This window comes from Ruegeria sp. HKCCD7255, assembly GCF_013031565.1.
In the GTDB taxonomy this organism is placed as follows: Bacteria; Pseudomonadota; Alphaproteobacteria; order Rhodobacterales; family Rhodobacteraceae; genus Ruegeria.
In genome coordinates this window covers 230,928-254,588 of sequence record NZ_WQAG01000002.1, presented here as the reverse complement: position 1 = coordinate 254,588, position 23,661 = coordinate 230,928, and the positions used below count along the sequence as shown (strand labels likewise).

Annotated in this window: 21 protein-coding genes; 15 read left to right on the top strand and 6 right to left on the bottom strand. The window is 58.7% G+C overall.

What is annotated here, in order from left to right; all coding sequences use genetic code 11:
- The first annotated feature begins 55 nt into the window (after window positions 1-55).
- Both GOX45_RS04975 and GOX45_RS04970 read left to right on the top strand, forming a co-directional pair.
- Window positions 56-736 (top strand): response regulator transcription factor, encoded by a 681-nt coding sequence (locus GOX45_RS04975; protein ID WP_171098608.1) that lies wholly within the window; start codon window positions 56-58, stop codon window positions 734-736.
- Window positions 729-2,099, top strand: a complete 1,371-nt coding sequence (locus GOX45_RS04970; protein ID WP_171098606.1) for an ATP-binding protein — start codon at window positions 729-731, stop codon at window positions 2,097-2,099. Before GOX45_RS04975 ends, GOX45_RS04970 begins: the two co-directional genes overlap by 8 nt.
- On the opposite strand, the gene GOX45_RS04965 is transcribed toward GOX45_RS04970, so the two are convergent.
- Both GOX45_RS04965 and GOX45_RS04960 read right to left on the bottom strand, forming a co-directional pair.
- Window positions 2,096-2,563, bottom strand: coding sequence for a CYTH domain-containing protein (locus tag GOX45_RS04965; RefSeq protein ID WP_171098604.1), 468 nt, complete (start codon window positions 2,561-2,563; stop codon window positions 2,096-2,098). The genes GOX45_RS04970 and GOX45_RS04965 overlap by 4 nt on opposite strands.
- A gap of 125 nt (window positions 2,564-2,688) precedes the next feature.
- Window positions 2,689-4,185 carry a CHAD domain-containing protein gene (locus GOX45_RS04960; protein WP_171098602.1) on the bottom strand — a complete coding sequence of 499 codons (1,497 nt, stop codon included), beginning with the start codon at window positions 4,183-4,185 and terminating at the stop codon, window positions 2,689-2,691.
- A gap of 307 nt (window positions 4,186-4,492) precedes the next feature.
- On the opposite strand from GOX45_RS04960, the gene GOX45_RS04955 reads away from it, so the two are divergent.
- Complete coding sequence (locus GOX45_RS04955; protein ID WP_171098600.1) at window positions 4,493-4,840, top strand: TfoX/Sxy family protein; 348 nt, start codon at window positions 4,493-4,495, stop codon at window positions 4,838-4,840.
- A gap of 58 nt (window positions 4,841-4,898) precedes the next feature.
- On the opposite strand, the gene ndk is transcribed toward GOX45_RS04955, so the two are convergent.
- Window positions 4,899-5,321 carry a nucleoside-diphosphate kinase gene (ndk, locus tag GOX45_RS04950; protein ID WP_171098598.1) on the bottom strand — a complete coding sequence of 141 codons (423 nt, stop codon included), beginning with the start codon at window positions 5,319-5,321 and terminating at the stop codon, window positions 4,899-4,901.
- Between the two features lie 103 nt (window positions 5,322-5,424).
- Window positions 5,425-6,627, bottom strand: coding sequence for a multidrug effflux MFS transporter (locus GOX45_RS04945; protein WP_171098595.1), 1,203 nt, complete (start codon window positions 6,625-6,627; stop codon window positions 5,425-5,427).
- A 107-nt stretch (window positions 6,628-6,734) separates the two neighbouring features.
- Between GOX45_RS04945 and GOX45_RS04940 the strand changes: the two genes are divergently transcribed.
- From GOX45_RS04940 to GOX45_RS04910, 7 genes are all read left to right on the top strand, one after another.
- Window positions 6,735-8,585, top strand: a complete 1,851-nt coding sequence (locus tag GOX45_RS04940; protein WP_171098593.1) for an ABC-F family ATP-binding cassette domain-containing protein — start codon at window positions 6,735-6,737, stop codon at window positions 8,583-8,585.
- Window positions 8,582-8,974: an ACT domain-containing protein gene (locus tag GOX45_RS04935; RefSeq protein WP_171098591.1), complete on the top strand. Its 393-nt coding sequence runs from the start codon at window positions 8,582-8,584 to the stop codon at window positions 8,972-8,974. Before GOX45_RS04940 ends, GOX45_RS04935 begins: the two co-directional genes overlap by 4 nt.
- On the top strand, window positions 8,971-9,591 hold the full coding sequence (locus GOX45_RS04930) for a MarC family protein (protein WP_171098590.1): 621 nt from the start codon (window positions 8,971-8,973) through the stop codon (window positions 9,589-9,591). The genes GOX45_RS04935 and GOX45_RS04930 overlap by 4 nt, the downstream gene beginning before the upstream one ends.
- 41 nt (window positions 9,592-9,632) lie before the next feature.
- Entirely contained in the window at window positions 9,633-10,214 is a 582-nt protein-coding gene (locus GOX45_RS04925; RefSeq protein WP_171098588.1) for a TIGR02281 family clan AA aspartic protease, read from the top strand.
- Between the two features lie 58 nt (window positions 10,215-10,272).
- Window positions 10,273-10,893 (top strand): ImuA family protein, encoded by a 621-nt coding sequence (locus GOX45_RS04920; RefSeq protein ID WP_171098586.1) that lies wholly within the window; start codon window positions 10,273-10,275, stop codon window positions 10,891-10,893.
- A 219-nt stretch (window positions 10,894-11,112) separates the two neighbouring features.
- Window positions 11,113-11,715 (top strand): YceI family protein, encoded by a 603-nt coding sequence (locus GOX45_RS04915; RefSeq protein ID WP_254445935.1) that lies wholly within the window; start codon window positions 11,113-11,115, stop codon window positions 11,713-11,715.
- A 79-nt stretch (window positions 11,716-11,794) separates the two neighbouring features.
- Window positions 11,795-13,015 (top strand): MFS transporter, encoded by a 1,221-nt coding sequence (locus tag GOX45_RS04910; RefSeq protein WP_171098584.1) that lies wholly within the window; start codon window positions 11,795-11,797, stop codon window positions 13,013-13,015.
- Between the two features lie 31 nt (window positions 13,016-13,046).
- On the opposite strand, the gene GOX45_RS04905 is transcribed toward GOX45_RS04910, so the two are convergent.
- Together GOX45_RS04905 and GOX45_RS04900 are read right to left on the bottom strand one after the other, a co-directional pair.
- Entirely contained in the window at window positions 13,047-14,717 is a 1,671-nt protein-coding gene (locus GOX45_RS04905) for a flotillin family protein (RefSeq protein WP_171098582.1), read from the bottom strand.
- 30 nt (window positions 14,718-14,747) lie between these two features.
- Entirely contained in the window at window positions 14,748-15,464 is a 717-nt protein-coding gene (locus GOX45_RS04900; protein ID WP_171098581.1) for an OB-fold-containig protein, read from the bottom strand.
- A gap of 256 nt (window positions 15,465-15,720) precedes the next feature.
- On the opposite strand from GOX45_RS04900, the gene metG reads away from it, so the two are divergent.
- From metG to GOX45_RS04875, 5 genes are all read left to right on the top strand, one after another.
- Window positions 15,721-17,439 carry a methionine--tRNA ligase gene (metG, locus tag GOX45_RS04895; protein WP_171098579.1) on the top strand — a complete coding sequence of 573 codons (1,719 nt, stop codon included), beginning with the start codon at window positions 15,721-15,723 and terminating at the stop codon, window positions 17,437-17,439.
- 247 nt (window positions 17,440-17,686) lie between these two features.
- Window positions 17,687-18,844 carry an efflux RND transporter periplasmic adaptor subunit gene (locus GOX45_RS04890; protein WP_254445934.1) on the top strand — a complete coding sequence of 386 codons (1,158 nt, stop codon included), beginning with the start codon at window positions 17,687-17,689 and terminating at the stop codon, window positions 18,842-18,844.
- Between the two features lie 3 nt (window positions 18,845-18,847).
- Window positions 18,848-21,985: an efflux RND transporter permease subunit gene (locus tag GOX45_RS04885; protein ID WP_171098575.1), complete on the top strand. Its 3,138-nt coding sequence runs from the start codon at window positions 18,848-18,850 to the stop codon at window positions 21,983-21,985.
- A 127-nt stretch (window positions 21,986-22,112) separates the two neighbouring features.
- The gene (locus GOX45_RS04880; RefSeq protein ID WP_171098573.1) at window positions 22,113-22,490 is read left to right on the top strand and encodes a DUF3302 domain-containing protein; all 378 of its coding nucleotides are present in this window, start codon (window positions 22,113-22,115) and stop codon (window positions 22,488-22,490) included.
- A gap of 21 nt (window positions 22,491-22,511) precedes the next feature.
- Entirely contained in the window at window positions 22,512-23,657 is a 1,146-nt protein-coding gene (locus GOX45_RS04875) for an HlyD family secretion protein (RefSeq protein WP_171098572.1), read from the top strand.
- Window positions 23,658-23,661: the final 4 nt, after the last annotated feature.

Below are 23,661 nucleotides of genomic sequence, written 5' to 3'. Positions count from 1 at the left end.
CTGTTTTTTTCAAAGGATAACTATGTTTATATCACGAGTGAAAGGAACCCCACCCATGAGCAGACGCCTGTTGATTGTCGAAGATGATGCTGAATCGCGCGACTTCATTGCCAAGGGGTTCAGCGAAGAAGGCTATGCGGTCGAAACCGCCGTAGACGGCCGCGAGGGGCTGTATCACGCGACCGATGGTGGCTTTGACGCGATTGTATTGGATCGTATGCTGCCCGGTTTGGACGGGTTATCCTTGATCAAATCCTTACGCGCGGCGGGTCTGAAAACGCCCGTTCTGATGCTGACCGCGATGAGCGCGGTTGAAGAACGGGTCAAGGGTCTGCATTCGGGCGCGGATGATTATCTGGTAAAGCCATTCTCATTCCAGGAATTGCACGCCCGGATCGAGGCTCTTTTGCGCAGGCCACAGGAATCCGAGGAAACGGCGGTTCTCACCTGCCGCGATCTAGAAATGGATCTGCTGACCCGGAAAGTCACGCGCGGGCAGCGTGAGATCACTTTGACGCCGCGCGAATTCCAGATCCTGGAATATTTCCTGCGTCGCAAGAACCGTGTGGTGTCGCGCACGATGCTGCTGGAAGGCGTTTGGGATTATCACTTTGACCCCAATACCAATGTGGTAGACGTCCATATCTCGAAACTGCGCCGCCAATTGGATGAAGGTGGCGAAGACCCGATCATCGAAACCGTCCGCGGCGCGGGGTATATGGTTTCGGATGACTGATCTGCGCAGGTCGCTGAGGAATTCCCGCACAAGGCTGGTACTGGCCAGCATGGTGCTAAGCACCTTGCTGACAGCGACTGTTCTGGCGGTGGCCTATGTGACCGCGAACCGCACCATTACCGGCGAAACCCGCTCGGTCGTGACAGCAGAATTGACCGGTCTGGCCGATGAATATGAACGCCGTGGCCTTCTTGGGTTGATGGCTGCGATCGAACGCCGCCTGCCAAGCGCTTCTGAACGCGACGCGGTGTATCTTCTGGCCGACAGAAACGGCAACCGGCTGGCTGGAAACCTGTTTCGCTGGCCCGACACCATATCGGCCGGCAGCGGCTGGGTTGAGCTGCAACTGCGTAAACTGGATACCGATCAGCTGGTGCCGATATCCGCCGCCTCGGTCCGGTTGACCGGAGGCGAACGGCTGCTGGTGGGCCGTGACGCCTTGGCGCGGCAACAGTTTGACCGGGTGCTACTGCGCTCGGTGGTTCTTGCCTTGGGGGCGGCCTTGGCGCTGAGCCTGCTGACCGGGTGGTTGCTGACCCGCTTGGTCTTTTCGCGTCTCAAGGACATCGCCGACACAGCCGAGACCATTGTTTCGGGTGATCTCAGCCAAAGGATGCACCTGCGTGGAACCGGGGACGAGTTCGATCAGGTCGCCGGAACGCTGAACACCATGCTGGACCGGATCGAAGAATTGATCAGCAACCTACGTACAACCTCCAATTCAATCGCCCATGATTTACGTTCACCACTGTCGCGCTTGCGGCAACGGATTGCGTCGCTGGGTGAGCCGGGCAAAACGGATGAAGAGCGCGAGGTTGACACCGCCCGTGCCTCGGTCGAGATCGACCATCTTTTGCGAGTCCTTAGCCAGTTGACCGAAATCTCTCGGGCAGAGGCCGGGCTGGGCCGCGAGCAGTTTGAAGCGGTCAATCTGCTGCAACTGGTTGCGGATGCGGTCGAGCTCTATGAACCTGTGGCCGCCGATCAGGGCATCCGGCTGGCGGTCACCGGTACAGCCGCGCCCATTCAGGGGCACCGCCCGCTGCTGTCGCAGGCGCTGTCGAACCTTCTGGAAAACGCCATGCGTTATTCACCCGCCGGGTCGCAGATCACAATCGAGATCGCCGAGGATGGCGCCTTTGCCCGCCTCAGCGTACGCGATCAGGGGCCGGGCGTACCCGAACAGGACCTGCCCCGGCTGCATATGCCTTTTGTCACGCTGGACCCGGCCCGGACCGAGCGGAACGCGGGGCTTGGCCTGGCCCTTGTCTCGGCCATCGCCCGTATGCACGGCGGCAAATTCGTCGCCCGCAACTGTGACCCCGGCCTGGAAACCACGCTGCAGCTTGCCAAGTCGCCCTAACGCGGAAGGCCCTTGCTGGCCAAGGTCTTGTTGCGATAGCGCGGATCTTCCGTCACATCGGTGTCAAACCAATCAGGCGGGTTAAAGGCGCGCGCCGCAACTTCTGACGGAAATTCAACCTCGACGAGACGCAGCGGAGACAGGGCGCCCTGAAAAATGTCCAACTCAAAAATATGCCCGCTCGGCAACCTGCCGGTGAACCGGTGCTTTTCAACACGCCGACCTTCGGTTTCTGGCCAGAATACCTCGAACTGTTCCGCAGTGATTTCCGCCTCACGCTCCACGCGCACCAGACCGCCGTGCCCTTTCAGGGTCAGATAAAAGCGATCGTTCTTTTGCCGCAAACGCAGTTCAGCAGAGTCCTCGGGTGCCGTGAGATAACCCTGACGCACAACGGCTTTGCTTGCCTTGGTCAGGTCTGGCAGCGGACGCACAAGAAACTTTCGTTCGATCTCGGTACTCATTTACCAACACTTTCCCCAGCTTCCAGCACCTTGAGAATCTGCCACCAGAGCGCCAGACCGCGATGCGGCCACTTGGCCCCGTCCGCGTCGACCCAAAAGCTATACCCAGCAGCCATAATTCGCCCTCAACCCTTTTTGTGATGAAAGAGGGACCGGAAAAGATCGCGGATCTCAGCACTGTCAAAGTGTTGAAAGTTCGCCATGATGCGGTTGCGTTCGGCCTGCTGCTTTTGGTTCAAGACAGTGATCAACCCACCTGCGGCCAAGCTAAGCTGGACGTCATCCTGCTGCGCAGCAAAGGCCAGCAAGCTGACTTGCTGTACCGAGCAGTCATTGAAATTTCCCAGGTTATCTTGAAGTTTTTTCAAAGGCTTGATGATCGTCTTGAACGCACTTTTGTGGAAAAGCGGAGCGAAGAACTCCATCAGGTAACGCAGTTTCTTGCAACGAATGCGCAGCTCGTGGATCTGCGCATCCGGGGTTTCGGGCGTGATCGAGCGCGCCAGTTTGCACAGCTTTCGATAGCGTTTCCAGATCAGCGCGCAAGCATAGTCATAAGCCCCAAGACCCGCATTTGGACCAGGCTCAAGGTGTGTTGCATCTTCGAATAAATGTTCCAGATGCGCCATATGGTTCGCGTATGAGGCACCACGGAGCCTGCGTCTAAGCCGTGTAAGCTCTGCCTTGCGTTCGGCCTGAAACCGGGAAAACATCTCATCAAGTCCTGCATGAAGAGAAATCGGTAGAAGATTGTAAAACAAATCCTTTTCCAACAGGTAGACATCCAAATCCCGCAACCGACCGGTCGGGGCCATAAGATCAGAAAAACACGTCTTTAGCTCAGTGGTCTGAGCTTCGGAGTAAGCACCTTTGAACAGGCTGATCACAGAACGAATGCGCCTTAACGCGACGCGATAATCGTGCAGAAATTCAGTGTCGAGATCAGCGATCACACCAGTTTCGTTGGCGCGGGCGACCTTCAGAAAGGTGCGGATGATCTCTGTGGCGGCCTGCGCGGCTGGTTCATTGCAAGTCAATTCCACCACGGGTTTCGCCATATATGGCAGCTGTCCGGGCATAAGGGCATCAAATAATGCTTCGACACCTGTGGCCGCACCTGCATCCGCGAACAGGGCGTTTCGGGTTTCTGCAAACGCGCGGTGATTTCCTTTGAGCCTTTGCAGATAGAGCGCCGTAACCTGAAGCTCACCGGTCGACAGCGTCAGAACCTTGCCGCGCAGCCTGGTTTTTTGCAGGTCATCCCGCAACACGAAATCGCTCTGGCGCATTTGGCCTTCTGTAATCGGTATGAGCGCACGTAACTGTGGAAACCCAACCAAGGCTTGGGCCACTTCACCATCAGGCAAGTCTTGAACGAACCGCCCCTGGCCTTTTGCATTTTGCGCGCAGGACCGGCCGGTGTTGTCAAAGAAAAGCAGGCGACCTTCGGTTTCGATCAACAACCGACCTGAGCGACGCAAGGACTGATCGTGGCAATCCAGAAGAACAAATCTGCGCTCGAGCGTCTGGTCAATAAGCTCCAACCCAGTCAGGGTTCCAGAAAGCGCCTGTTCGACCGCTCCGCCGGGCAGAACAAAGAACGACGGCGCGCCCTTCTTCATGACCAGCCTTTTTTCGATGTTTCGTGCTCATCATGCGCGTAGAATTCGACGTTCCTCTGAACGCAGTTACCATCTCCGAAAGCTCGAATTATCATAATTTTCAGCGCGTTGCCCTTCGTACGTGAGGCAGTTTTTGCTGTCTTTCTTTCCACAACCATTTTGTCACCCACACACCCCAGTACTGACAGCTTGAGGTCATCGGAACACTCTTGAGGTCTCGACACAAGCGAAACCTGCTGCCGATCAAGCGCACGCTGAACCAACTTTGCCGGGTGACAGGGGGTGACTGCATCGCTAAGACAAAGGCATGAGCGAGCCAGTCTCTTCGATCCGCAATCTAGGCCCGGCCTTCGAACAGGCCTGTGCGCGTGCGGGCATTCACTCGGCCGAGCAATTGCGCGAGATCGGCCCGGACGCGGCTTATGCGCGTCTGCTGCAGGCCGGAACCAAGCCGCATTTCATCGGCTACTACGTGCTTGTCATGGGGCTCCAGGGACGTCCGTGGAACGACTGCAAAGGCGAAGAGAAAAAAGCACTGCGGCAAAGGTTTGATGCAATCAAGGCCAATACCAGCCGCGCACCGGAAAGCCAGATGATCGCGGATCTGGATGCTGTCGGCGTGCGCGTTACAGCAGGTGACCTGAAATCGGTTTGACCCACAAAAAAGCCGCGCCTGAGATGAGACGCGGCTTTGAATTTAGTTGAACGGTGGCTTAGCCGACCAGTTCGATGCCCGAGAAGAAATAGGCGATCTCAACCGCAGCGGTTTCAGGTGCGTCCGAACCGTGGACCGAGTTTTCGCCAACCGATTCCGCAAACTCGGCGCGGATGGTGCCGGGGGCCGCGTCTGCAGGGTTGGTTGCGCCCATGACTTCGCGGTTCTTGGTAATGGCGCCTTCGCCTTCCAGAACCTGAACCACAACCGGGGCCGAGCACATGAATTCGCACAGCTCGTCATAGAACGGACGCTCGGCATGTACTTCGTAGAACTTGCCCGCTTGCGCTTTGGTCATGTGGATGCGCTTTTGCGCGACAATGCGCAGGCCGGCCTCTTCGAACTTGGCGTTGATCTTGCCGGTCAGGTTGCGGCGGGTTGCATCGGGTTTGATGATCGAGAATGTGCGTTCCAGTGCCATGTCGGCCTCTCCTTACAATGTGGCGCGCCACCCGCGCCGAAATCCATCGCGCGCCGCCTAACATGGTCTGTGCGTCAAGAAAAGTAGAATGATGCCTTTGCACTCAGATCGCGTCAGGCAACGGGTCCACACGGTCGACATGACGCACATAAAGCACCGCCAGAAGGCCAGCAAAACTGCAGCCGCACATCATGCCAAGCACCAAGTATGGGCCGTTTTCAGGGCTGACAAAAGCCCCCGTCACCGAGGTCAGGATCGCCCCCAATGCCACAACCATGGCACCCGAAAGACCGGCGGCGCTCCCTGCGAGTTTTGGGCGTACCGACATCACCCCGGCCGAGGCATTGGCATTGGTCAGCCCGTTGCCGAAACCGACGCATATGGCGGATCCAAAGAACACCCAGACCGAGCCCATCCCAGCCAGGAACAGAAGCAAGCCGCAAAGCGGCCCGATCGAGGCGACAATCCGCCCGATCAGGATCATCGTGGTCAGGCGCGTGCGCGCGGCAATTTTGCCGGTGACAAAGTTGCCCACCATGAACCCACCGGTGATGATGCCGATGCCAAGACCCAGCATTGCGGGGCTCAGGTCGAACCAGGCCGCCGCAACCAAAGGCGCGCCGGTGATAAAGCTGAAGAACCCGCCAATCGAAAACGCAGCGCACAGGGCATAGCCCCAAAACCGTCTGGCGCGAAACAAGTGTGGGTATTCTCGCATCTGCGCGGAAAAGGTCGATGCACGGTTGATATTTGTCTCACCCATGTCGAGCCAAAGCAGGGTCAGCACCCCTGCCCCCAGCAGCGCATAGAGAACGAACCCCGCGCGCCATCCGAACAGCATGTCCAGTGCGCCGCCCAACATTGGCCCCAACATCGGGGCCAGCGCCATGGCCATCGCGATATAGCCCAGCTTGCTAGCGGCTTCGTTTGGCGGAAACCGGTCCCGGATCGACGCGCTGGACAGAACCGACCCGGCCACGACAACCGCCTGCACCAAACGGAACCCGAGAAACAGCCAGATCGACTCGGCCAGCACACAGCCAACGGATGCGCTCACAAAGATCATCATGCAAATCAGCAAGACAGGCCTGCGACCGAACCGGTCCGACAGAGGCCCCAATATCAATTGCAATACAGCCGAGACCGCCAGATACCCGGCAACGGCCAGATTCACCAAACCATAGTCCACCGCGAAATCTTGGCTCATATGCGCAAGTGACGGCAGGAACATGTTCAGCGTCAGAACGGAAAGCCCTGTGGCAAAGATAAGCGTGATCAAATGTGGGGGCGTCTTGGCCGCGCGCATGTCTTTACCGTCTTTGAAATGCAAACGACACCGCGCTAACACATTGCCCGGGCAAGGGCCATGCCAAGCCGCTGGCGGCGGCATCACGGCTCTGCTATGAGCGCCTCATGTTACGGATCGAAAACATCACCTATGCGGTTGAAGGCCGCCCGCTTTTTGAAGCTGCCAGTGCAACCATCCCAGATGGGCACAAGGTGGGTCTAGTGGGCCGCAACGGCACCGGGAAAACCACCCTGTTCCGGCTGATCCGGGGTGAGCTGGCGCTGGAATCGGGCTCGATCTCGATCCCCAGACGCGCGCGGATTGGTGGCGTCGCGCAAGAGGTGCCCTCGTCTGAGGTCTCGCTGATCAATACCGTTCTGGCCGCCGATACCGAGCGCAGCGCGTTGATGGCCGAGGCCGAGACAGCCCAGGACCCCGCCCGCATTGCCGAGATCCAGACCCGTCTGGCCGATATCGACGCTTGGTCGGCGGAGGCGCGCGCGGCCTCGATCCTCAAAGGGCTGGGCTTTGACGATGCCGATCAACTACGCCCCTGTTCCGATTTCTCGGGCGGGTGGCGGATGCGGGTTGCGCTGGCGGCGGTGCTGTTTTCTCAGCCCGATCTGCTACTGCTGGACGAACCGACCAACTATCTGGATCTCGAAGGCGCGCTGTGGCTGGAGAGTTATCTGGCCAAATATCCCCACACGGTCATCATCATCAGCCACGACCGCGGGCTGTTAAACCGGGCTGTTGGCTCGATCCTGCATCTGGAAGACCGAAAACTGAGCTATTACGCGGTGCCCTATGACAAATTCGCCGAACTCCGGGCCGAGCGTCTGGCACAAGCGGAATCGGAAAACGCCAAGGCCAAGGCCCGCATTGCGCATCTGCAAAGCTTTGTAGATCGGTTCCGATACAAGGCGTCAAAGGCCGTGCAAGCCCAGTCACGTCTGAAGATGATCCAACGCATCCAACTGGTTTCAACCCCACAAGAGGCCGCCTTGCGCGCGTTTTCCTTCCCCGAGCCCGAGGAACTGTCGCCGCCCATCATCCAGATCGAAGGTGGCGTAACAGGCTATGGCGAGACCGAGGTGCTGCGCCGCCTGAACCTGCGAATTGATCAGGATGACCGGATCGCGCTTTTGGGTAAAAACGGTCAGGGCAAATCGACCTTGTCCAAGCTGCTGTCGGACCGCCTGCCCTTGATGGCGGGCAAGATGAACCGGTCGAACAAGCTGCGCATCGGTTATTTCGCGCAGCATCAGGTGGATGAGCTTTACGTGGACGAAACGCCCCTGGACCACCTGCGCCGGTTACGACCGGACGAGGCTCCGGGAAAATGGCGGTCGCGTCTGGCCGGTTTCGGGCTGAACGCGGATCAGGCCGAGACCGAGGTCGGGCGGCTGTCTGGTGGGCAGAAAGCACGTCTGTCACTGCTGCTGGCCACCATTGAAGCGCCGCATATGCTGATCTTGGACGAACCGACGAACCACCTCGACATCGAAAGCCGCGAGGCGCTGGTCGAAGCGCTGACGGCCTATTCCGGTGCGGTGGTTCTGGTCAGCCACGACATGCATCTGCTGTCGCTTGTGGCAGACCGGCTGTGGCTGGTCTCGGATGGAACGGTGAAGCCGTTTGAACAGGATCTGGAAGCCTATCGCGCTCTGTTATTGGCGCGGGACAAACCCGTTAAAACTAAACCGCAGGCAACCAAACCCAAGCGCCCGTCGCGTGATGCGGTTCTGGCCCTGCGCGCTGATTTGCGCAAATGCGAGGACCGGATCGAAAAGCTGACCGATATGCATGACAAGCTGTCGGCCAAACTGGCAGACCCGGCCTTGTATGAAGACGACCGGATCAATGATCTGGAGACCTGGAACCGCAAATTCGCCGAGGTTGTCGAAGCCATGCAAAAAGCCGAAGCGCTGTGGGTCGCCGCAGCCGAGCGCCTGGAGGCGGCCGAAACCGCATGAGCCAGCCGGTCAAAGACACAAGCGCCATGATCGCTGGCATGCGCCCCGCCCTGCAGCCCGGCAGCTTTGCCTTTGTCCTATGGACCGACGGTGTGGCCTGGCCGGACGGCACCCGGGCCAGCTGTGTCGAAGAAGAAGGCCTGTCGCTGATTGTACCGCTAAGCGCCGCGCCCGAGGGCGCTGTTGCCATGCGGTGCATCACCTTGCAGGTGCATTCCTCACTGGAAGGTGTCGGGCTGACCGCAGCCGTTTCGAACGCTCTGGCACAGGCGAATATCCCTGCAAACATGGTCGCCGGGTTTCACCATGATCACGTATACGTCCCCGCGGATCAGGCAGAGGACGCTCTACGCGTCCTTGTCCAGTTGCAACGCAGTGCCGCGCCATGATTGATGCCGCCTTTTTCATAACCGCCTTTACCACAATGTTCGTGGTGATCGACCCGTTTGGAACCACGCCGATCTTTGTTGCGCTGACCCAGGATCTGGACGCGGCGACCCGGCGCAAAATCGCGATCCGCAGCTGTCTGACCGCCGCCTGCATCCTGATCGCCTTTGCGGCCTTTGGTGAGGCAGTGCTGGGTTTTGTCGGCATCTCGATGCCTGCTTTCCGCGTGGCGGGGGGTGCATTGCTGTTCCTGACCGCGCTCGACATGCTGTTTGAACGCCGCACCAAGCGACGCGAAAACCGGGCCGAGGAAGAGGACCACCCTGATCCGTCTGTTTTCCCGCTGGCCATCCCACTGATTGCAGGCCCCGGCTCGATTGCGACGATCATTCTGCTGGCTGGGCAAAACCCCGGGATACAGGGCATAGCCGCTGCCTGCGCCGTAATGCTGGCGGTGATGACAGTGGTCTTGCTGTTCTTTCTTATGGGAGGGCTGATCGGTCGACTGCTGGGCAAAACCGGTCTGAATGTGCTGACCCGGCTTCTGGGCATGTTGCTGGCCGCGCTTTCGGTGCAATTCATCCTGGATGGCCTCAAGGCCTTTGGATTTGCATCGTAAATCCCCATATTGGGTTTGGTAGACAAGGTTCAGGTGACGACATGGATGGCGACAATATTGCACGTTTGGCCTATTTGGGATTGCTGGGTGCTGCAATCGTGGCCTGGTTCATCTCGCAAAACCGTCAGTCGTTGAACAAGACCCTGCAACAGGCGATGGCCTGGGTGTTTATCTTTATTGGCGTTGTCGCCGTCTATGGGCTGTGGGAGGACATCCAGAACACCGTCGGCCCTGCGCCTCAGATGGCCGTCACAGACAATTCGATCGAGGTTCCGCGCGCGCGAGACGGGCATTACTATCTACCCATCGTGGTCAATGGTGAGCCGATTACCTTCATGGTAGACACCGGTGCCAGCCAGATCGTACTGAGCGCCGAAGACGCAGTCCGCGTTGGCATCGACCCCGATCAGCAGAACTATTTTGGCCGGGCGTCGACCGCAAACGGAGTGGTCCGCACTGCACCCGTGCGGCTGGACAGCGTGGTGCTGGGCCCAATCACCGATACCAATGTTTCGGCCTGGATCAACGAAGGGCAGATGGATCAATCCCTGCTGGGGATGGAGTACCTGCAACGGTTCTCGAACATCCAGTTCTCGGACGGGCGCCTGACCTTGTCGCGCTAGGGCGCATTTGTGCATCAGCACAATTGAGAACAAATAAAGAACATGCTAATGTCACTGCATGTCGACACAGCTTTTGGGCCGCAAACCCGCGCGTGCTGCGCCGGGGCTCAACCTTCATCCGCAAATCACCCTGCAACTGGGCCGCGTACACGAAGCCTGCGGCCCGGCCCGGCGCAGTTTTGCCCTATGGCTGGCTGGTCAGGCGCAGGGGCCGGTGCTGTGGATATCCCCAGCCTGGGAGGTCAGCCGCCTGAACCCTATCGGGATGATGCCTTTTGCCGATCCTGCACGGTTTCTACTGGTCCGCCCCACCCGCTCCGAGGATCTACTGTGGTGTATGGAAGAGGCCTTGCGCAGTGGGGCCGCCCCCGTGGTCATCGCCGATCTACCCGGTGCGCCGGGCCTCACCCCGATCCGGCGGCTGCATCTGGCCGCGGAACAGGCGGGCACGATGACACGCCCCCCTTTGGGGCTTGTGCTGACCCCCGAAGAGGGCGGCGCGCAAGGGGTTGAGACACGCTGGCATATGGCCCCGACCTATCAGGATAAAGCCCCAAGCTGGATCCTGAGCCGACGCCGCGCCCGCGCCCTGCCGCCGGTCAGTTGGCAGGCCACCCATACCGAGGCGCGCGCCGGGTTGACCTTGCAAAAAGTCAACACCAAAGACACAACCGAGTGATAAAATCCGCATCACATCACTTGTGATTGGTCTGAAATCACACAGCGCCTTACCCTTTCCTGATCGCACAATTGCCACCTGGTCGGAATGATCGGTGAATAGAAACATGCCATCGCGTGTTAACCGAACATTACGCCCTTAGCGCTTACAAAGGCCGTGCGGATCAGGGCAAAACACGGCCTTGACCACGCGCCCAAAGGGACAGCCTTGGCAGAAGGAATGGATATGACGGCATTCACCCGACGCAGTCTGATTGCAGCATTCGCCGCCTGGCCCGCGGTTGGCCTGGCGCAAACCGCGTTGATTCCCTATGTGCTGTCGCCCAAAGGAACATCGGTGGGCTTCACCTTTGATCTGTCTGGCGTGGCGCAATCCGGCACCATGCCTATACAATCGGTTCTTATCCATCTGGACACCAAGCGCCTTCAAAACAGCGTGGTGGATGTTGTTCTGAACGTCGCAGATGCCCGCACCAAACTGCCCTTTGCGCGCGCCCCGATGCTTGGTGAAAGCGTCTTGAACGCGGGCAATCATCCCACCATCCGCTTTAGATCAACCAAAATTCAGCTGGGGCCCAACGGACGGATCTCGGAAGGAGCAAAGATCACCGGCGACCTGACCGTGCGTGGTGTTACCATGCCTGTGACCCTGGATGCGGCGCTCTATCGTCGCCCCGGAAGCGCACCGGATGATCTGGACAATCTCTCTATTCGCCTGAGAGGAGCACTGGATCGTCATAGCTATGGCGCGTCGGGCTATCCAGATCTGGTGGACGACATTGTTGGCCTCGACATTCGCGCACAGATCATTCGCGACAAATGATACAGAAAGACAAAAAACGACGCTCAGGCGTCGAATAGTCGCGCGCATAACCTGACGATCGGACCAATCTGGGCCCGTTATGCGCCTAATCATTTCCCTTGCCGCCCTCTTTCTTTCCGTCATTCTCTTGCAGCTTTCGACCGGCGGCGTTGGTCCGCTGGATGCGATCTCGGGGCTGACGCTGGATTTCACCACCGAGCAGATCGGGCTGTTGGGGTCAGCGCATTTCATCGGCTTTTTCATCGGTTGCTGGTGGGCCCCCCGCCTGATGGGCAGCGTCGGCCATTCCCGTGCCTTTGCTGTTTGCACAGCACTTGGTGCCATGGGCCTGCTGGGCCATACGCTGACCGAGAACCCGACCATCTGGGCCTTCCTTCGGATCGCCTCCGGCACCTGCGTGGCGGGATGCTATACAGTGATCGAGGCATGGCTGAATGCAAAGGTCACAAACGCGTCGCGCGGACGTGTGATGGGCAGTTATCGCATCGCCGATCTTGGCGCGTCCCTTTGCGCGCAGTTGATCATCGCCGTGCTGCCACCCGCCTCTTATGTGTCCTATAACCTGCTGGCGATCCTGTGCTGCGCCTCTTTGTTGCCGCTGACCCTGACAAAAGCGAGCCAACCCCAAACCCCTGATGCCCCGCGCCTGCGTCCCAAACTGGCCTGGCGCAGTTCGCCGCTTGCCGTGGCAGGTGTGATTGTCGCCGCGCTTAGCTCGGCCTCGTTCCGCATGGTCGGCCCGGTTTACGGGCAAGAGGTCGGATTGGGCGTCGATCAAATCGCCTTTTTCCTGGCGGCATTTGTTCTGGGTGGCGCGCTGGCGCAATACCCGGTCGGGTGGCTGGCCGACAAATACGATCGACGCTGGGTTCTGATTTGGCTTTCGGCGGCTGCGGTACTCAGCTGTGCGATCACTATGGGGGCGAGCGGATCCGGAACTCTTGGGGTCATGCTGGCGGCTGGATTCTTTGGCCTGACAACATTTCCGATCTTTTCGGTCTCTTCCGCCCACGCCAACGACTTTGCCACCACCGAGGAACGGGTCGAACTGTCAGCTGCACTGATGTTCTGGTTCGCGCTGGGCGCTATCGCTTCGCCCTATATTTCATCGACGTTGATCCAGCAGTTCGGCCCGGGCGCGCTGTTTGCCTTTGTGGCTTTGGGCCATCTGGGGCTGATCGTGTTTGGCCTGGCCCGGATGCGGTCCCGCCCAACACCCGAGGCGCGTACGAATTACGTCTATGCCCCGCGCACATCCTTCACCATCGGGCGTCTGCTGAAGCGCGCGAGAGAGAAATAATAAGGCCGGGAAAATCCCGGCCCATTCTGTGTTACTGCTGTGTCGGAGCGGCGTCGTCCTCGATAACCTCCGCATCAGCCGGATCGGGCGTTGCCTCCAACGCGCCGTTCACAACACCGGCGACCCCGTTTTCCATCGACAGGCCCAGCTCATCACCCAGCTTCTTGAGCGCGGGCATCTGCACCGCCATGCCCATGATCGAGTCGAGCGCCTGATTGACCACCGGCTTGTCTCCACCGGCCGTGCCTCCGCCAGTCGCACCGCCGATACCGCCCACCTGGTGGATCTTGATCGAGTCGATCTTTTCAGCCGGTTTGACCATTTCCGAGATGATCGACGGCATCGTCTCGATCCGCGCCATATCGACCTTCATGCGGATCTGGGCCGCGGACAGCGCGTTGTCGGCCTCGACAATCGCACGCTTACCTTCCGCCTCGGCCAGCATGTCGTTCTTTTTGGCCTCGGCGCGAATGTTCAACGCATCCGCTTCGGCCTGCGCTTCTTCGCGACGGGCTTCGGCGCGGTCAGCTGCAGCCTCTTTCTCGGCCTGTGCAGACAGGCGGATCGCGGTGGCCTGACGTTCGGCCTCACGGGTGGCTTCGATCAGTACGATCTGCTTCTGACGCTCGGCCTCGGCCACCTCACGGGCGGTTGCCACGGCCTCGGATGCCTTGGTTGCCTCAGCGCGGGCCAGATCAGCTGACGCACGCGCGCGGCTTTCTTCTTCGGATTTCTGCGCAATAATGATCTGACGCTCTTGTTCGGCCACTTCGATCTCACGCTCTTTGGCGATCTCGGCGTCGCGGATCTTGCGCTCGCGTTCGATCTCGGCGGCGCGGATGGCTTCTTCGCGTGCGATCCGAGCGCGCTCGGTTTCCCGCACCGAATCCTCGGTCCGGGCGGCAATCTCGGCCTCTTGCGCCACGCGCAGGGTCTCGACCTTCTGGGTCTGCTCGATCCGCGCCTGCGCCTCGTCCTGCTCGATCAGCAGCTTCTGACGTTCCGCTTCCATCGCAGCACGGCGCACCTCAACCTCGGCCTCGGCATCAATCTGCGCGCGTTCCTTTTTCGACACCGCAATCACCTCGGCCAGCTTGCGCATACCAACGGCGTTAAAGGCGTTGTTCTCATCCAGCGCCTCAAACGGGGTCTGGTCAAGCGCGGTCAGTGAGACGGATTCCAGCGACAGACCGTTCTTCAACAGGTCCTCGGACACGGCGTTCTGCACCTCTTGCACAAAGTCAGCACGGTTTTCGTGCAGCCCATCCATGGTCATCTGCGCGGCCACCGCGCGCAAGCCATCGATCAGTTTACCTTCGATCATCTCACGCAGTTGTTCGACGTCAAAGGTACGGTCGCCCAAAGTCTGGGCCGCGCGGGCGATGCCTTCTTCTGTGGCCATGACCGAGACATAGAACTCGACGCCCACATCTACGCGCATCCGGTCTTTGGTGATCAGGGCGGCCTCACCGCTGCGCTGTACCTCGAGTCGCAGGGTTTTCATGTTGACCGGGCTGACCTCGTGCAGCAACGGCACGATGACAACGCCACCATCCATGATGACCTTTTTGCCCCCCGCGCCAGTTTTCACCAAGCTGATCTCGCGGGTTGCGCGTTTGTAGAGACGGCCCAGTACAAGGCCAATGAACAGTAGAACGGCCAGAATCGTGACGACCGAAATGATCAGGAAAGTACCTTCCATGCAAAATCCTCCAAGTTGGGGTTAAATTGGTTAGTCTGACAAACCGACCAGAACGAACCGGTCACGCCGTCGGTCGCGCAGCACCAGCACTTCGGTGCCGCGTTCGAGCACGTCTTTGTCCTGCAAAGGCTCGGCGCGCAGGTGGTGCGTATTGCCAAACCGATCCATCACGCGCACTTCAGCCGGGCGGCCACGGGACGCAGTGCCTTGCGTAATCACCCCGCGGCGGCGGGCCAGCATTCGTTCGGACATCGCCTCGGTCTCGGTTTTGGGCAAGAGCCGCGAGAAGACAGCACCAAAGCCACGTGCAAACCACAGGCCAAACGCACCAGCCGGGATCGCGGCCATCCAACTGGGCAGGTCAAAGCCCAGCAGATCGCGCAGCGCCAGTTGCAAGCCCATGCCCGAAAGGCCAAACCCGGCCAGCAAGACCACCAGCCAGATCATGAACGGCACCTTGCCCAGCCCCAGCCAGGCAATCGGGCCAGCGGTCGACATCTCCGGTGCCTCTGCCTCGATCTCGGCTAGTTCGAAATCGCCCAGATCGATATCTGCATCGATGTCCAGATCGAAATCCGCGACATCCAGATCAGGGGCATCTACCACGTCCAGATCAACTTCCCCCTCGCCCGCCAGCAAGCTTCCACCCAGCAACAAGGCGATCAGCTCAAGGCCCAACAGGCCAAACAGCAGCGCCAGCGCCATGGTGAAAGGCGCAAATGCGCCGTCGAGAAGAAAGTCAAACATCAGCAATATGCCCTCGTTTTTGTATACTTTGGTATACACTCTAAATGGGTAGTTATAACGAAATTACAAGAGGTTGTGATTCCAGGTTTCAACCTATGGGTACTGTGACGCCCTATTCGGACAGGAATTGCAATCTCTTGAAAGGTGGTTTTTCAGCCCGATGTTCGGTTTTCTGCACAGCCGCGCGAAACCCACCCTTTTGCTAACCGGTGACATAAGGTAGACGGGCGCGCAGACAGAAACGTGGACACGCAAAATGGCTCGGATTCTCATCACCTCGGCGATCCCCTACATCAACGGGATCAAACATCTCGGCAATCTGATCGGTTCGCAATTGCCCGCCGATCTTTACGCGCGCTATCAGCGTGGCCGAGGGAATGAGGTCATGTTCCTATGCGCCACCGATGAACACGGCACCCCGGCGGAACTGGCAGCGGCCAAAGCGGGTAAACCCGTGGCCGAATATTGTGCGGAAATGCATGGGGTTCAGGCCGACATCGCCAAGCGCTTTGGCCTGAGCTTTGATCACTTTGGCCGCTCGTCCAGCGATCAGAACAAAGCACTGACCCAGCATTTTGCGGGCAAATTGGATGCGGCTGGACTGATCCGTGAAGTCAGCGAGAAACAGGTTTATTCCAACGCGGATGGCCGATTTCTGCCAGACCGCTATATCGAGGGCACCTGCCCCAACTGTGGCTATGACCGTGCCCGTGGCGATCAGTGTGAAAACTGCACCAAACAATTGGACCCAACCGACCTGATTGATCCGCGCTCAGCCATTTCTGGCTCGACCGATCTCGAGGTGCGCGAGACCAAGCACTTGTACCTCCGCCAATCGGCGATGAAGGATCAGTTGGATGCCTGGATCGACAGCAAGACCGATTGGCCGATTCTAACCACGTCGATTGCCAAAAAGTGGCTGCATGACGGTGATGGTCTGCAAGACCGCGGCATTACCCGCGATCTGGATTGGGGCGTGCCGGTCAAGAAAGGTGATCAGGATTGGCCGGGCATGGAGGACAAGGTCTTTTACGTCTGGTTCGATGCGCCGATCGAATATATCGCCTGCGCCAAGGAATGGGCCGATGCCTGCGGCAAACCGGATGCCGAGTGGGAACGGTGGTGGCGTACCGACAAGGGTGCCGATGACGTGCGCTATGTGCAATTCATGGGCAAGGATAACGTGCCTTTCCACACGCTTTCTTTCCCGGCCACAATTCTCGGGTCAGGTGAGCCGTGGAAGATGGTCGACCACCTGAAATCCTTCAACTACCTCAACTACGACGGCGGCCAGTTCTCGACCAGCCAGGGACGCGGCGTGTTCATGGACCAAGCGCTTGAGATCCTGCCGTCAGACTATTGGCGCTGGTGGCTGTTGAGCCATGCGCCTGAAAGCAGCGACAGCGAGTTTACCTGGGAAAACTTCCAGCAATCGGTCAACAAGGATTTGGCCGATGTGCTGGGCAATTTTGTCAGCCGGATCACCAAGTTCTGCCGCTCGAAATTCGGTGAGGCCGTGCCCGAAGGTGGTGCATTTGGTGAGCGTGAACAGGCGCTGATTGCTGAGTTGACCAAACGCGTGCGTGCCTATGAAGGGTTCATGGAGGCCATGGAGGTTCGCAAATCGGCGCAGGAATTGCGGGCGATTTGGGTTGCCGGCAACGAATACCTGCAATCGGCGGCCCCCTGGTCGACCTTCAAGGAAGATCCAGAACAGGCAGCAGCTCAGGTCCGCTTGGGGCTGAACCTGATCCGTCTCTATGCCATTCTCAGCGCGCCGTTCATTCCCGACACCTCAGCCCGGATGCTGAGTGCGATGAACACGCTGGATACAAGCTGGCCCGATGACGTCGAAGCCGCGCTTGGGGCGTTGCCTGCGGGGCATGAGTTCACTGTGCCCGAGGTTCTATTTGCCAAAATTACCGATGAGCAGCGCGAGGACTGGCAGGAAAAATTCGCCGGAACCCGTAGCTGAACAAACAAAAATTGCACGTTCAAACAGGGCGCCACTGGTCCCCTGTTTTCGATTTGGCGCGAGCGTGACCGTCATCTAAACCGGCCTATCTGCTGAAACTTTTTGTGCTGACCGCCAAAAGTCGATGACTCATCGCGCTTGAGAATTAGTCCCAAAGCAGTCATCCTGAGACCAAGCTTTACCGACTCGGCCCGACAGAATGCGCGGGCCGGGCGACATTTGTTCCAAATCGATCGAGGCGTTTGCCATGTCCCCTTCCTCCCCCCTGTCCTTTTGCACTTACAGGTCTTTGGTCTCAGCCTTGATGCTGGTGCCTTTGGGGCTGGCGCATCCGGTCGCTGCGCAAGATCAAGCCGCCGCGCCGAAAGTGTCGATCGCAGCCGCCTATACCGAAGAAATCACGGATGAGGCCACGTTTATCGGACGGGCCGAAGCGATCAACAATGTCGATATCGTCGCCCGCGTGAACGGCTTTCTGAACAGTCGCGAGGTGGAAGACGGTGCCACGGTGAAGGACGGTGACTTGTTGTTCACCATTGAGCCCGACCTCTACGAAGCAACTTTGCAGGCACGCAAGGCGGATCTGGACCGGGCCGAAGCCAATTTGGAACTGGCCAAGGTCGACCTCGCCCGTAAGGAAGAGCTGTATAAGCGCGATGCGACCCCGGAGTCGGAACGTGACATTGCGCGCGCGAATGAGTTGGTTGCCGAGGCAGAGGTCAAAGCCGCCAACGCAGCCATCCAACAGGCCGAGCTGGACCTCAGCTACACCCAAATCCATGCCCCGTTTGACGGGCGGATCGGGTCAGTCACCACCAGTGTCGGAGATGTCGTAGGACCCAGCAATCCGCCTTTGGTCAACATAGTGTCGGAAACACCGATCTATGTGAACTTTTCGATCAACGAAAAAATGTTCACCTCGGTGTTGCAATCCTTTGGTGAAAACGCGGCCTCGCTCGCGGACAGTCCGCAAAGCCCCAATGTGCACGTGGTACTGCCAAACGGAGAGGAGTTGGATGAAATCGGCACGATTGTCTTTATCGACAACCGCATCGATCCTTTGACCGGTGCCATCACTCTGCGCGCACAGTTCGAAAACACCGACCGCCTGATCCTGGACGGCGCGTTTGTCAATGTTCAGATCGAAGCTCTGGAACCCACTCTGCAAGTCCTTGTTCCACAGGCAGCCCTGCAACGGGACCAACGCGGTGAGTTTGTTCTGGTGGTCAATGACAAGCAGATGGTCGAACAGCGCTATATCACCACCGGTGACACGGTCGGGACAGCGATCATCGTGCTGGACGGGTTGCGCGAAGGGGAAAGCGTGATTGTCGAGGGCCTGCAGCGCGTTCGCCCGGGTGTGGCCGTGGACGCGGTTGTCGCCTCTGAACAGCCGGGAGAATAATTGATGTTCTCTGCCCTGTTCATCAGCCGGCCCAAGCTGGCGCTTGTCATCTCGCTGGTGCTGACCATCATGGGCGGTATCGGTTATATGGTGCTGCCGGTGGCGCAGTTCCCTGATATTACGCCGCCCGTGGTCAGCGTGACCACCACCTATACCGGCGCCAATGCCGAGACGGTCGAAAACACCGTGGCCGCTCCGATTGAGGCGCAGGTCAATGGTGTGGACGATATGATCTATATGACGTCCACATCGTCAGACAACGGGTCCTATTCCCTGAACGTCACGTTCGAGGTCGGCACAGACCCGGATATCGCCTCGGTCAATGTGCAGAACCGCGTTGCGCAGGCGATGTCGTCGCTGCCCACCGAGGTCACCTCGTCCGGTGTGGTGACACAGAAATCTTCGACCAACATGCTGATGCTGGTCACTTTGACCTCGCCCAATGGCACCTATGACAGCGTGTTCCTGTCAAACTATGCCTCGATCAACCTGCGCGACGCGCTGGCGCGCGTACAAGGCGTGGGCAAGGCGGATGTTCTGACCAATCTGGAATATGCCATGCGGATCTGGATGGATCCGGACAAGATGGCTGCTTTGTCGATCACTCCGGGTGATGTGATCAATGCGATCCGGGAACAGAATATCGAGGTTTCTGCAGGCGCGATTGGTTCACCTCCAGTGCCCGAGGGCCAGACCTTTCAGTATACGATCAAGTCCAAGGGTCGACTTACATCCGCCGAAGAGTTTGGCGATATCGTCATCCGCACAGGCGATGCAGGCGCGATAGTCCGCGTGCGCGACATCGCGCGGGTCGAGCTGGGGGCCGCCTTCTATTCTGCCTCGGGCTATTTCCAGGCGGTTCCGGCAACCGTGATCGGCATTTATCAGGCACCAGGTGCGAACGCCTTGGCCGTATCTGATCGCGTGCAGGCAGAGCTTGAACGCCTGTCCCGCGCCTTTCCAAGCGATGTGGAATATGAAGTTCCCTTCAACACCACCGACTTTGTCGAAGCGTCCCTGAACGATGTGGTCTCGACCTTGATCCTGACTTTTGTCCTCGTGATCTCGGTGGTGTTTGTATTCCTGGGCAGTTGGCGGGCAACGATCATTCCGGCGGTGGCCATTCCGGTCTCGCTGATCGGCACGTTTGCCTTTCTGCTGGCCTTTGGAATGTCGCTGAACACGATCTCATTGTTTGCCCTTGTGCTGGCCATTGGGATCGTGGTGGACGACGCGATTGTTGTTGTTGAAAACGTCGAACGGATCATTGCGGATGAGGGCTTGCCACCGGCTGAGGCCACCCGCAAAGCCATGGGGCAAATCACAGGCCCGGTCATCGCAACCACGCTTGTTCTGCTGGCCGTGTTTGTGCCGGTAACCTTTATGCCGGGCATCTCAGGTAGGCTCTATTCGCAATTTGCCGTGACCATTTCGACCGCTGTTGTGATCTCGTCGATCAACGCGCTGACGCTTTCGCCCGCTTTGTGCGGCTTGGTCCTGCGCGCCCGGTCTGGCCCCCCAAAGGGGCTGCTGGCCATGTTCGAAAGCTTTATCGGCACTGTCCGCAATGGCTATGTCGCGATTGTCCGCAAGCTGTTGGTCTTCCCGGCCATAGCCCTGGCCATCGTGGCAGGCTTGGGTCTGGGCACCGGGACGATCATGTCCAACACCTCAGCCGGGTTCATACCGCTCGAAGATAACGGTTACCTGTTTGTCGACATCCAACTGCCCGACGCCGCGACGTTGGAGAGGACCGAAACTGTCACCGCGCGTGTCGATGAAAAGATCCGCCAAATTCCGGGCGTGTCCAGCACGGTTCTGGTCAACGGGTTTTCCCTGTTGAACGGCACCACCACCAATGGCGCTGCGATCTTTGTCAATCTGGAAAACTGGGCCGACAGGCAGGAGGACGACCTGAGCGCCAATGCGATCCTTGGCAAGGTTCTGGCCATTGCCAATGGCGAATCTGCGGCGTCCATCGTGGCCTTCAACCCGCCACCCATTCAGGGCCTGGGCATGTCTGCCGGAGTCGAGATGGAGGTGCAGCAGACCGGAGGCGGCACGCCGCAGGATCTGGCCTCGGCTGTGGGATCGTTTGTTTATGCGGCGAACCAGAGGCCCGAGATCGGTCAGGCCTATACGACTTTCCGCGCCAACGTCCCGCAGTTGTTTGTCGATCTGGATCGGGAAAAGGCTAAGACACTGGATGTTTCGGTGGCAGAGATTTTCCAGACCATGCAGGCGCAGCTGGGCTCCTATTACGTCAATGACTTCAACCTTTTTGGCCGCGTCTATCGCGTGATGATCCAGGCCGATGGCAGTTATCGCGACACTGTTGACGATATCGCAAACCTTTATGTCCGGTCGCAACAGGGTGAGATGGTCCCGCTGGGAACGCTAATCGATGTCGAAAACGTGTTGGGACCGGTTCTGCTGAAACGACACAACCTGTTCCGGTCGGCCACTGTCACGGCAGTCCCGGCACCGGGCCTGTCCTCGGGCGATGCGATCACTGTGATGACCGAGGAATCCGCCACCGCACTGCCCCCCGGCTATGCCTTTGAATGGACAGGCACCGCGCAGCAACAGCTGGCCTCGGGTGGGCTCGTGATCGTGATCCTGGGGCTCGCGATCCTGTTCGGCTATTTGTTCCTGGTGGGGCAATACGAAAGCTGGTCAATGCCCGTGTCGATCCTTTTGTCCGTCGTCGTGGCCCTGTTCGGTGCGGTCGCGGCTGTGGCAATCGTGGGCAGTGACATCAACCTCTATACGCAGATTGGGATGATCATGCTGGTGGGGCTGGCCTCAAAGAACGGCATTCTGATCGTCGAGTTTGCGATGGAACAACGCGCCAAAGGCCTGTCGATCAAAGAGGCAGCAGCCGAGGCCGCATATCAACGTTTCCGCGCGGTGATGATGACCGCCCTGTCCTTCCTGCTGGGCGTGGTTCCGCTGCTGGCCGCCAGCGGTGCGGGTGCGGCCAGCCAAAAGGCCATCGGTGTTGCTGTCTTCGGCGGGATGCTCGCTGCAACACTGGTGGGCGTGATCGTGGTGCCGGTGCTCTATGCCTTGATGCAAAGCCTGCGCGAGTGGCTGAAAGGCAGCAAAAGCAAACCTGACGCAACCGCTGAAACCTCGTAACACAACAGACAGACGCCCCACCCAACATGCGGGGCGTCTTACTTTGCAAAGATTCACCATAAAGTAATTGACTGACAGGTTGTGCCCGTTTGAGGATAGAGCAACCTTACAAATCTGAGAGGCGGGCATGGGACTTTTGGGGCAGCCCCTGGGCTATTATGACTACCTGACATTTGTGGCATTGATCCTGTTGCTTGCGGCGGTGATGGGGGTGTTCCTGTTCATTATGGGTTTGCCCGGTCGCATCGCCATCAAGCGTAATCACCCCCATGCCGAAGCCGTCAAAATCATGGGATGGATGGGATTTCTGGCCATTATCCCCTGGGTCCACGCCTTTATTTGGGCCTTCCATGATGGCGTCACCGTCGATATGCGCCGTGGTCCGGACGAAGAGAAAAAAGCCATCCGGGATGAGATCACGCGACTGGGTGGCGACATCAAGCCGGAATACCAAGAGCAAACCGACTCGGATATGCCGACCGCAGACGGCACACAGAAAAGCTAAGGCCGAAGGAATTCTGAAACCATGTTTGTCGCCCTCGGCATCACATTATTTTACATCATTTTCGTCTGGTTTGTTTTCTTCAAGGCGCAATGGCTGAAGTTCAACGTGGCCTGGGGCATCGTTTCGTTCTGGGTCGGTGCGCATCTTCTGTTGATCTTTCTGGTCGCGTTGCGCTTCTTTCAGCCCTTCTCGGCCGACAGCCATGTGGTGCGTTCGACCATCCAGATCCTGCCCAAGCTGACCCAGCCGACGCTTTTGACCGAGGTTTTGGTGGAACCCAACACCATCGTCACCAAAGGCGAGCCGCTCTATCGCTTTGACGACACCGTCTATGAGCTGGCTGTCAAGAAGGCCCAGGCGCAGCTGGTGGGGGCTCAGCAAAACGCCAAGATCCTGGAACAAGACGTGATCGCAGCCGCCGAGGCGGTGGAACGGGCGCAGGCGCAACTGGCTTATGCCCAGACCCAGAAAGCGCGGTATGAAAACCTTGTGCCCGCAGGCGGTGCGCGGCAGGACGAGCTGGATCGCTGGAACGAGCAGGTCACCGAAGATAAGGCGCTGATCAAAGAGGCGGTGGCCAATCTGGAAAAAGCCAATCTGGCGCTGGATTCCCAGATCGACGGGGTGAATACCGGCATCATTCAGGCACAGGCCGAGCTGGATCAGGCCCAGTATTTTCTCGACAACACCACCATCTATGCGCCTGAAAACGGCATGATCGTCTCGCAACAGGCGCGGCCCGGGCTGGTTGTCGGTGACATCCGCCTTGGTGCAATCGCCAGTTTTGTGACCGAGGATAATCCCTATATCCTGGCCACTTTCCGACAACAGAACCTGAAATTCGTCGAGGTTGGTCAGCCGGTTGAAGTGGCGCTGGACCTCTATCCCGGTGAGATCCTGACCGGCAAGGTCGAGGCGATCTGGTGGGCCACCCGTCAGGGGCAGTACCTGCCCTCGGGCCGCCTGCCCGGCTTTGAGCTGCCCGAACTTCCGGGTCGGATTGCGGTGCAGATCACCGTGGATGTGCCCGAAGACCGTATCTTCCCGGCCGGTGGTCATGCGGCGGTTGCGATCTATACCGGACAGGGCAAGAGTTTCGAGTTCCTGAGGCGCATCAACATCCGTCTCTATTCCTTCGCCAACTTCATCCGACCGCTGGATATCTGATGGG